Here is a 9,393-nt window from a genome sequence, read left to right as displayed (position 1 = left end):
CTCGCCGACCGCGCCAACATCGCCCACGCCCGACGAGACCTCCTCAACCGCGACGACGTCTTCACCGCGTACGGCATCTAACTGAATCCGACCAAACCGGACAAAGATCAACAACGCCGGGGCCCTGGACCGCCACGTAGGCGAGCCGGGAGTTGGCGACGGCTGCCCTGCCGCGCAGCGCCAGCGCCGCGTCGGTGCCGATGGCGTCGAGGCGCTTGTCGATCTCGACGCGGGAGACGAAGAAGCTCGCCACCGAGGCGATGGCGGCGAAGTGGGTGGCCGTTGGCCGCGGCCTGCTCCGGCCGCCTCAGCACCTCGACCCGATGTGTGCCGCGCGGCCTCAGGACACGCCGCGCTCGGCCTCCAGCAGTCGCAGCCACACCTCGCTCAGGGTCGGGAAGGCGGGCACTGCGTGCCAGAGCGTGTCGAGCGGCACCTGACCCGCGATGGCGATCGTCGCCGCGTGCAGCAGCTCCCCGACGCCAGGACCGACGAACGTCGCCCCCACGATCACGCGGCGCTCCGTGTCGATCACCAGCTGGGCGGTGCCGTGCACGCCCTTGCCGGCCAGCGCACCCGCGGCGGTCGACCCGAAGTCGTAGCGCACCGTGCGGACGGCGAATCCGGCGTCCCGGGCCTGCTGCTCGGTCCGGCCGACGGCGGCGACCTGCGGGTCGGTGAAGCTCACCCGCGGAACAGCGACGTGGTCGGCCCAGGCCTCGCGGTCATGGCCGGCGATGATGTCACCGACCAGCCGGGCCTGGTACTTGCCCTGGTGGGTGAGCAGCGCGCGCCCGTTGACATCGCCGGCGGCGTAGAGCCAGCCGCCCTCGACCCCGCGCACCCGAAGCCGGTCATCGGTGTCCAAGAACCCGCCCGGGCTCAGCCCGATGGTCCCCAGGCCGATGTCGTCGGTGTTGGCCCGCCGGCCCGCCGCGACGAGCAGCTCGTCGGCGACGAGCTCGGTCCCGTCGTCGAGGACCAGCGTCACCGGGCCGTCCGCGGCGGGTCGCACGGCCGTCGTTGCGCCGTGACCTGTCCGGACCGTGATCCCCAGCTCGGTGAGTGCCGCGGCCAGCTCGGCGCCGGCGAAGGGCTCCTCCTGGGGCAGCAGCCGGTCGGCCTGCTCGACAATCGTGACCTCCCCGGCGCCCAGCCACCGGTAGGCCTGAGCCATCTCGGTGCCGACCACGCCGCCACCGAGCACCAGCAGCCGGCGCGGCACCTGTTTGGCCGCGGTGACGTTGCGGTTGTCCCAGACGGAGATGTCGCGCAAACCGTCGACCGGGGGAACAGCCGCTGCGGTGCCGGTGGCCACCACCACCGCACGCCGCGCGGTGAGCGCAACCGTGGTCCCGTCCGCCGCGGTCACCTCGACGGTACGGACCCCGGCAAGTCGGCCGCTTCCACGGACGACGTCGACACCGATGTTCGCGAGCCAGCTAGCCTGCGGACCGTCGTCCCAGCCGCTGGCGAAGCCATCGCGGGTGGCGAGCGCCTCCTCGACGTCGAGTGATCCGGTGACGGCGCCCGCGGCGGCCGGCACCCGGCGCGCGGCGGCGAGCGCCTCGCCGGGGCGCAGCAGCGCCTTGCTGGGCATGCAGGCCCAGTACGAGCACTCCCCACCGACCAGCTCGTTCTCCACCACCGCGGCGGTCAGCCCGTTGTCGCGGGCGTACCAGGCGGCGTTCTCCCCGGTCGATCCGCCTCCGATGACGATGACGTCGTACTCCTGCATACCCATCGCTCTCCGACTCCTTCGCTGTGTGCGGTGTCCTGCGCCCGGTGGGTGACCCCGTCGGGACAAATCCCGCCCGGCCCGTCCCGTCGCGGGTGGCGCTATCAGGTCGGTGACAGTTTCGGGTCGGCGACCGCGCCGTCACCCGGCCCCGAAGACGGCGCATCATGGGCGGGCGCGGGCGGGGTCTCAGGCGTCGAGGGCCGGGGCGGGCGGCAGGTCGAGCTCGGTTCTCATGTAGTGGTTGAAGTAGTTGGTGAACAGGTTGACCGCGAGGTGGGCGAACCCCTCGCCGAGTTCCTCCTCGCTCCAGCCGGCGGCCTGGGCCTGCTTCCAGGTGTCGTCCTGCACGGTGCCCACCTCGCCGGCGGCTTCGCGCATCACGGCGAGCAGGGTGTCGAGCCTGTCGTCACCGGTCGGTCGTCCGGCCCGGATCGCGAGCATCCGCTCGGGGTCTAGGCCGGCGGCCTTGCCGCCCAGGGTGTGCGCGGACTGGCAGTAGCCGCAGTGGTCGACGGCGCCGACCGCCAGCGCGATGGCCTCTCGGGTGCGGCCGTCGAACGTGCCGTGCCGCGCGATCGCTTCTTGCATGCCCGCGTAGGCGCCCAGCACGACGGGGGAGTGGGCCATCTCGGCGTGGATGTTGAGCAGCTTGCCCATCCGCTTGCTCAGGGCCTCGAGCGTGGGGCGGGTTTGCTCGGGGGCGTCGTCGAGGGTGTGGACGGGAACGCGGGGCATCGCAGGACTCCTTGATCGTCGATCTCGCTCTTCCTACCCGGGGGATAACCCGCCCTGGCCGGGTGATCGGCCGGGACTGTCAGCAACCCAACACAGTTGCCGCCCCGCCGCGCGGCCGGCCCGTTCGGTCGCGATCCACCCTCGGTGGACTCGTGGCCCTGGCCGGGGTCCGGATCAGCCCGGACCTGACCTTGGCCGCACCCGGACCTGCAGCGGCGGCCTCACCCGTCGCGACCGCGGCCCCGACCCATGATCCGCTCCGCCCGGTCCCATTGCTCCACGGCCCGGTGTCCGTTGCGTTCCAGACGGGCGAGGAAAGCGTCGCGGCGCAGGTCGCGCAGTTCGAGCTGCTCGGTGTATTAGGGGCCGATCTGCCGGCCGGGTTGTCGGTTGCGGCGGGCCTGCACATAGCGGGCGATGAAGGATTCGACGTTGGCGGCCACCGTCCAGCTCGCCTTGTAGGCGATCGCGCCGCCGCGCTCGATCACCCACGTCATGTTGGGCAGCCCGCCGTAGGCGCGGTGCGCGGAGCCGTCCAGGTCGTCGACGAGGATCGGGCGTCGAATGCCCACCTCGTCGCGGAGCAGCCGGGCGTGCGCCAGTTTGGTCGCGAAGCTGTCGTGGTGCGGGACCCGCTCGCCGGGGTGGGCCTCGTGGGTGTAGACGAACACCCAGCTCAGCTGGGGGTAGCGGGTGGCGAGGTCATCGAGCAGAGGACCCTCTGCTGAGCAGTACGGTCAAGTGAAGGACCCGAACTCCACCACGACTGGGGTGCGTCGCCACAGGTCCGCGAGCTCGACGGTCACGCCGTCGTCGAGGCGGGTGAGCGGGAACGACGGCGCCTTCTCCCCGGCGTGCAGCCTCGCGCTGAACTCGTCGAACCCGCCCATCGCTGCGCCGCCGATGTATTCGGCGAAGTCCGCGTAGTTGTAGCCGTTGTCGGTCATCCGGGTTCGCTCCTTCGGTTGCCGGGTCGGGGAATCCGGCGGGTTCCCACCGCATTCCCGAATTCGGTCAGGATCCGGCCGGCATCGGTCAGTGTGAACGGATCCGCGCCAGCGCAGCGGTGTCGAGCACCCGGACCGAGGCGTAGCCGACCTCGATGTGTCCGTGACGCTCGAAGTCCTTGAGGATCTTGTTGAGCGAGGGCCGCGCGACGCCGAGCATCGCGGCGAGGGTGCGTTGCGGTAGCCGCACCACACCGCCGTCAGGGTCAGGGTCGGCCTCGTCGAGCAGCAGCCCGGCGAGCTGGGCGGGCAGTGGGCGGCCGAGCAGGGCGATGAGCCGCTCCTGGCTGGTCGCGAGGCGCTGCGCAACACTGGAGAGCCACCGGCGGGCGATCGCGGGGTGGCGGGCGAGCAGCCTTTCGAAGTCCGACGAGGTGAGGTGCAGGCAGGTGACGGCGTCGAGTGCACGGGCCGTGTAGGGCAGCGCCAGCCCGAGCAGCAGCGGGATGTCGCCCTCGACGTCCCCGGGCCGGAGCACGCCGACTACGACCCGGCCGCGGCCGGCGGCGACGCTGAGCTCGACCTGGCCCGACCGGATGATCCAGACCCCGGTGCTGCTGTCCGCGTTCGCTCCGAACAGCGGCTGGCCCGCGCGCAGCTCGATCGGGCGCAGTGTCTGGGCCAGCGCCGCGACGTCACCCGATGCCAACGGCGCCGCGGCTCCCCGCCCGACGCAGCGCGCGACCCACGCGGCGTCGCGGATCGGCGCGTCGTCGGTCACCGATCCGGTGCGGGTCGTCCGGAGCGCGCCGGGCCAGCGGCTGACATTCACCCCGGATGGTGTCATCTCGCTGACAGTTCCCGGTTCGTGGTCTCCCGCCGCGGGTTGCCAGCCGGGGTCGAACGGCCCTGGCGGAAGGGATGAGATGCAGACGACCAGCGGCGCCTGCGCGATCTCCACCCTCGCGCTGCTGGTGCTGCCCGCGCTGGGATCCGCGGCGCCGTCGCTGCCGGAGGCGGTGTTCGCCGTCGCGGTGCCGCACCGGGTGTCATCGTCGCCGGCCGCGGCTGTGCACCGTAGCGTCCGGGCGGGCCCTGATATCCGGTTGCGCTGTTGGAGACTGTTGGAGAGGAGCCCGTCGTGGTCCATCGCCCGCACACCGTCGTGTTCGACGTCGTGGAGACGCTGATCTCGCTGGAGCCGCTGCGGCGCCGGTTCGTCGAGGTCGGGTTGCACGCCTCGACGCTGGAACGCTGGTTCGACCGGATGCTGCGCGACGGCATGGCGCTGACCCTGGCCGGTGAGCCCGCCGCCTACCTCGGGGACGACCGGCGCTGGCGTAAGGCCTACCGCGGCGCCGACGTGAGCCCGGAGCTCCACGACCACTCGGTCGCCGGGCGCGTCGGATCCGCCCGGCCGGGCCACCACGAGATGTAACACCACCTGATGAGAAGGGCGAGCGCCCGCATCGCGGGCGTGATTGGTGGCGGGCGCCTGGGCGATGACGAGGTGAACCCGGCCAACCCACCGGACGCGACGTGCTCGGCGAAGTCCGGGTCCATCTGCGTCGCGCGCCGGTCCCGGTGACGTCCCCGGCCGCCCAGCTGTGGCACGTGCCGGGCTGTCCGATCGGCACGGGCCACCTGCCTCACCTGCGTCGGCTGCTGGCCCGCGCCGGTGTCGCAGCGGAGGTGCGCACCCGGGTTGTCCGCGGGCTGCGGGGTACCCCGCTCGACGAGTGGGTCCTCGCCGCTCTCGCCACCCGCTCCGGCCCGAACCGACCCTGAGGAGACCCAGACATGATTCGGGTAGGGCGACCAGTCGGGTGGACGTGATCGGTGACGACCTGCCCATCGTCGAGGCCGTCGAACGGCGCAGCCCGAGTACCGACCGGCTGCACGCCGGCACGAAAGCCCCGTCGTTCCCGCTGACCCGCCTCGACGACGGCGCGACGGTGCAGATGGCGCAGCTGTGGCAGCGCCGTCCGGTGCCGCGACCGCGCCCCCGCCGCCCGCGCGGCCCCTACTACACCGAGCAGCTCGAGCTGCGCGACCTCACCCGCGACGCCTTCGTCGCCCGCCTCGAACGCAACGGAAGGAACGCGGTCGAGCAGTGGCACCGCGCCGAAAAACTCATGCGCCGGCCTGAGTGACCGGGCTCGGGTTGCGCGCCGCACTGAGACCGGGCTTGGCCAGCAACAGCAGCGCCGCGAGCACCGCCCCGAACACCAGGTGCACGGCGAGCTCGAGCGGCTGGTTGGTCGCGGCCAGGAAGGCGGAGAACTGCCCGACGAACCGGGACAGGATCTGGAAGTCCACGACGTAGACCAGCCCGCCATAGATCAGGCCGGCCCAGACGAGCCAACCGGCCGACCGGTTGCGCATCAGAGCAGGCGCGACGAGTGCGGCGAACACCAGCCCGAGCAGTGCCGAGAGCACCGAATGGATCGCCATCCCGACCCACACCGTCGCCTGTGGAGGTGGCGGGCCCTGCGCCAGGGTGGCGACAACCTTGAACGGGGCGAGCGCGGGGTTGCCCATACTCCCGGCGAACCACGAGTTCAGCGCCATGAACACCACCCCGGCCAGGAAACCGGACACCAAACCCCAGCCCAACCACCGGGCGGCCGGCGCCGCGCCAGTGCGGGCCGCTGTCGTACTCGTTGTGTCGGCCATGCTGCTCCTCCACGTACGTTCGTAGCCAGGCGATGACCCGGCCAGACATCAGGGACAAACTCGGCGCGGGGGGCACCGCGTCACCTCGGCCGGTCCTCGACGGCACCCCCGAACGCGACCCGGCCCTTGACCCGCCGGGCGAACGGGAGCGGATGCGGGTATGACCAGGCGGCGTCGGGGAGCTGGGCCCCGTCGACGGTGAGCGTGTAGTAGCGGGCCACGCCTTTCCACGGGCACACCGATCTGGTGGAGCTCGAGGTCAGGGTGCCGGGCCGGACCGAGGACATCAGGAAATACGCGTTTCCCTCGACCATCACGACGTCCCCGGACGCGGCGATCTACTGCGACCTGACCCACGCCGAGCGGGTCGCGGAGGTGCGCAGCGCCGTGCCGAGCCCGAGCAGCACCACCACGACCGCGGCCGCCCCGGCCAGCATCAGCGCCTCGACCGTCGCCGAGGCCAGTCCCAGCACCGTCGGCCCGCGCAGCAGATCCGCCCGGTCCAGCCCGAGGGTGACCAGCGCGGCGACCGCGACACTGCCCACCCCGGCCCCGACCAGGCGGCCCACCCCGGCGCGGTCGCCGCCGCGCAGGTCCTGCGCGACCACCCACGGCCACGCCGCGGCCAGCAGCGCCGGCGCCACATGCCAGGTCGTCGTCGGCCGCCATACGGCCAGCAGCACCCACACCAGCGCGACCACCGCCGCCCACACCGCGCCGCCCACCAGCGACCGGACCCCGCTCGCCGACCCCGAGCCCGCCGGCACCGCGGCGTCCTTCGAGATCTTCTCGGCCCGCATCACGGAGACCACCTCGGCGACCGACGGGTTCACCAGGGCGCGGTCGCCGACGACGACCGTCGGGACGGTCTCGTCACCCCCGGTGGCCGCCCGGACCCGGGCCGCGGCAGCCGGGTCGGTCCAGATGTTGCGCTCGACGGTGGCAATACCCGCCCGCGCCAGCCCGCGACGCAGCCGCGAGCAGTACGGACAACCCGGCCGCCACAACACCTCGATACCTGCCGATGCCGGCGCCAGCGCACCTGGCGCATGCTCCACTGCCTCGTCCACCCGCGCGTCCTCCCGCAAGTCCGACAGCCGCTGCCCGCGGCCGCTGTCGGTGTGAGGAACCCGCCTCCAGCGACGGCTGATTCCACCCGCTACGCCGGCCTGCTCGACGGCGGCGGCAAGAGGACCCTCTCAGGAACTTTTCGGAGCCATGTGCCCGCGAAACCGGCAGGTGGCTTCCGCCGGCCGGCTCGGCGAGTCCGACCGCCCTGCAGACCGCGACCCGGCAGACGGCGACGGGCAGCGAGCTGCGGTGCTTCGGCGGCCGCCGCTGCTGGCGGCCAGCGGGCTACCGGACGCTCAGCCGGTCGGGGGAGATCGAGGCCCGGTCCAGCACGGCGGGTTTAGGGCCCGGCGCAGCGGGGCGTCGAGCATCGTCTGTTTCAGGCGGGGCGGGCGGCGCGCCGCCGCCGGCGCCCGACCGCGATCCCGCCGACGACCAGTACGACGAACCCGCCGACGGCGAGCCAGAACGGCAGCGAGCCGGGCCGGTCGCCGAAGGCGCCGATCGCGACGTACGCGGTGGCGCCGGGCAGGATGCCCACCGCGGTTCCGGCGAGGTAGTCGCGGGTGCGGACCCCGGCCAGCCCGCACGCGAGGTTCAGCGCGGTGAACGGCAGCACCGGGACCAGCCGCACCGCGACCACCGCGAGCACGCCGCGGCGGCGCAGCACGGCGTCGACCCGCGCGAGCTTGGCGCCGCCGAGCCGCTGCGCCGCGGACCGCCCCAGCCCGCGGGCCAGTGCGAATCCGGCTGCGGCGGCCCCGATCGCCCCGCCCATGACAGCGGCCAGGCCCACCGGCAGCCCGAACAGCAGCCCGGCGGCGATGCTGAGCACGCTGAGCGGCACCGGGGTCAGCCCCAGCGCCGCATACAGCGCGGCGAACGCCAGCGGGGCGGCCCATCCCGCGGCGGCGACCCAGGCTCGCAGCTGCGCCACCGGCGGGACGCCCACCCGCACCGCGCCCGCGACGCCCGCGGCGAGCAGCGCCAGCAACAGCGCCGCCCGCAGCCACGGTCCCCGCATACGCCACCTCCGTCCTGCGGCCGGGCCGTCCCAAGCCTCGCACTGATGCGATGAAGGAGCGGGGCCTCCGCTCCTCGTGACTCCCGGCTCATGCTCGGGGTGCTCACGTCCAACGATTCGAGGAGGCCCCTGTGAGCGAACAGTACGCGGGACGGCAGTTCGTGGGGATGGATCTGCACCGGCGGCGGTCGGTGCTGGTGCGGATGACCGAGGAGGGCGAGCGGTTGGAGACGGTGCGGATCTCCAACGATCCGGAGTATCTGCGGCAGGTGATGGCGCGCGCCGGGGAGTCCCCGGAGGTGGTGCTGGAAGCGACGAACGAGATTGGGCGTTGACCGGCCCCGCTCCTTCAGGGTGACCTGCAACCCGCTCGGGGGTGTACCGCTTCCACCCGACCCGGGAAGCGCCCGGCCCTCGCCCTCACCGCCCTGCCACCGCCTGCGCTGATGGTGCCGCGCCCACCGCGGGCAACGGCACCGGCGCCGGCGCGAACCGGATCCGTCGAACTGGCAGGCGGTGCTCGACGCGGCCCGCGGCCAGACCGTGAACTGATACCTGTACGGCGGCGACCAGAGGGGATCAAACGTGGTCAACGACCAGCTCCACAAGGCGGGATCCCCCCCAACCAGGTCACGGTCACCGCCACCGCCGAAGCGGTGAACAAGGTGCTCGCCGAAAAGCAGGCCGGCTGCAACACCGATCAACATCCTTGACCGGACGCCGACCCCGTCAACTGAACGGCAATTGCGCCTAGCTACTTCGACCTGAAGAAGTCGCGCCCCGTTGGACTTCTGACCTGGGGGATGTGGCGGCGCGCCTCCGGGTCTGTCAAGAGAACGGTGTCACTGTTGGTGGTCGGGTCTAGCGACGGCTCGCGGACAGGCGGCCGTCGAAGGTGATGTCGAAGGCGTTGAGGGCGGGCTTCCAGCGCATGCACCAGCGGCGTTGCCCGGTCCCGGTCGGGTCCAAGCTCATGATCGCCATGTAGACGCACGTCAGGGCGGCGGCCTCGTTGGGGAAGTGCCCGCGGGCCGTGACCGCGCGGCGGATCCGGGCGTTCACCGATTCGATCGTTATCTGGAGTCGCTCTCGGGGTGTCCGGGACGTCGTTGACGAGGCTGTGAGGTCCCGGGTTCTGCCTGGTGGACGTGGTTATCTCTCGCCGTCCAGCACGCGGCGTCTCGGGAGGTTCGATGTTC

General features: G+C 72.5%; 13 protein-coding genes and 2 pseudogenes. 4 read left to right on the top strand and 11 right to left on the bottom strand.

The annotated features are described in order from the left end of the window. Positions 1-124 precede the first annotated feature (124 nt). From KME75_RS36605 to KME75_RS36580, 6 genes and pseudogenes are all read right to left on the bottom strand, one after another. A pseudogene (locus KME75_RS36605) lies at positions 125-299 on the bottom strand (transaldolase); the annotation flags it as partial. A 41-nt stretch (positions 300-340) separates the two neighbouring features. After that, complete coding sequence (locus tag KME75_RS36600) at positions 341-1,738, bottom strand: dihydrolipoyl dehydrogenase family protein (protein ID WP_219419525.1); 1,398 nt, start codon at positions 1,736-1,738, stop codon at positions 341-343. A 189-nt stretch (positions 1,739-1,927) separates the two neighbouring features. After that, positions 1,928-2,476 carry a carboxymuconolactone decarboxylase family protein gene (locus KME75_RS36595; RefSeq protein ID WP_219419524.1) on the bottom strand — a complete coding sequence of 183 codons (549 nt, stop codon included), beginning with the start codon at positions 2,474-2,476 and terminating at the stop codon, positions 1,928-1,930. Between the two features lie 359 nt (positions 2,477-2,835). Beyond that, positions 2,836-3,147, bottom strand: a complete 312-nt coding sequence (locus KME75_RS47650; RefSeq protein WP_219419523.1) for a hypothetical protein — start codon at positions 3,145-3,147, stop codon at positions 2,836-2,838. 66 nt (positions 3,148-3,213) lie between these two features. Then, a complete protein-coding gene (locus KME75_RS47645) occupies positions 3,214-3,423 on the bottom strand; it encodes a hypothetical protein (RefSeq protein ID WP_219419522.1) in 210 nt (69 codons plus the stop codon). 88 nt (positions 3,424-3,511) lie between these two features. Next, positions 3,512-4,255, bottom strand: coding sequence for a Crp/Fnr family transcriptional regulator (locus KME75_RS36580; RefSeq protein ID WP_308283412.1), 744 nt, complete (start codon positions 4,253-4,255; stop codon positions 3,512-3,514). 309 nt (positions 4,256-4,564) lie between these two features. Between KME75_RS36580 and KME75_RS44305 the strand changes: the two genes are divergently transcribed. The 3 genes from KME75_RS44305 to KME75_RS36565 all read left to right on the top strand — a co-directional run bounded on the left by KME75_RS44305 (position 4,565) and on the right by KME75_RS36565 (position 5,576). Then, positions 4,565-4,861: an HAD family hydrolase gene (locus tag KME75_RS44305; RefSeq protein ID WP_246633553.1), complete on the top strand. Its 297-nt coding sequence runs from the start codon at positions 4,565-4,567 to the stop codon at positions 4,859-4,861. 101 nt (positions 4,862-4,962) lie between these two features. Beyond that, positions 4,963-5,211, top strand: a complete 249-nt coding sequence (locus tag KME75_RS36570; RefSeq protein ID WP_219419520.1) for a hypothetical protein — start codon at positions 4,963-4,965, stop codon at positions 5,209-5,211. A 38-nt stretch (positions 5,212-5,249) separates the two neighbouring features. Continuing rightward, positions 5,250-5,576: a hypothetical protein gene (locus KME75_RS36565; protein ID WP_219419519.1), complete on the top strand. Its 327-nt coding sequence runs from the start codon at positions 5,250-5,252 to the stop codon at positions 5,574-5,576. Here the strand turns inward: KME75_RS36565 and KME75_RS36560 are convergent. The 4 genes from KME75_RS36560 to KME75_RS36545 all read right to left on the bottom strand — a co-directional run bounded on the left by KME75_RS36560 (position 5,557) and on the right by KME75_RS36545 (position 8,194). Further along, a complete protein-coding gene (locus KME75_RS36560; RefSeq protein WP_219419518.1) occupies positions 5,557-6,099 on the bottom strand; it encodes a hypothetical protein in 543 nt (180 codons plus the stop codon). The two genes, KME75_RS36565 and KME75_RS36560, sit on opposite strands and share 20 nt — an antisense overlap. An 80-nt stretch (positions 6,100-6,179) precedes the next feature. Then, positions 6,180-6,413 carry a DUF427 domain-containing protein gene (locus KME75_RS36555; protein WP_219419517.1) on the bottom strand — a complete coding sequence of 78 codons (234 nt, stop codon included), beginning with the start codon at positions 6,411-6,413 and terminating at the stop codon, positions 6,180-6,182. A gap of 24 nt (positions 6,414-6,437) precedes the next feature. Then, positions 6,438-7,169, bottom strand: a complete 732-nt coding sequence (locus KME75_RS44300; RefSeq protein WP_308283411.1) for a glutaredoxin family protein — start codon at positions 7,167-7,169, stop codon at positions 6,438-6,440. A gap of 380 nt (positions 7,170-7,549) precedes the next feature. Then, positions 7,550-8,194, bottom strand: coding sequence for a TVP38/TMEM64 family protein (locus KME75_RS36545; RefSeq protein WP_219419516.1), 645 nt, complete (start codon positions 8,192-8,194; stop codon positions 7,550-7,552). 131 nt (positions 8,195-8,325) lie between these two features. Here KME75_RS36545 and KME75_RS36540 point away from each other — a divergent pair, with 131 nt between their 5' ends. Further along, positions 8,326-8,529, top strand: a complete 204-nt coding sequence (locus KME75_RS36540; RefSeq protein WP_219419515.1) for an IS110 family transposase — start codon at positions 8,326-8,328, stop codon at positions 8,527-8,529. Positions 8,530-9,055: 526 nt separating this feature from the next. Here the strand turns inward: KME75_RS36540 and KME75_RS36535 are convergent. Next, positions 9,056-9,265: pseudogene (locus KME75_RS36535) on the bottom strand (transposase); the annotation flags it as partial. Positions 9,266-9,393: the final 128 nt, after the last annotated feature.

It is taken from the genome of Pseudonocardia nigra (assembly GCF_019396355.1).
Lineage (GTDB): Bacteria > Actinomycetota > Actinomycetes > Mycobacteriales > Pseudonocardiaceae > Pseudonocardia > Pseudonocardia nigra.
The sequence above is the reverse complement of the archived record's forward strand: the minus strand, read 5'-3'. Positions and strand labels throughout refer to the sequence as shown.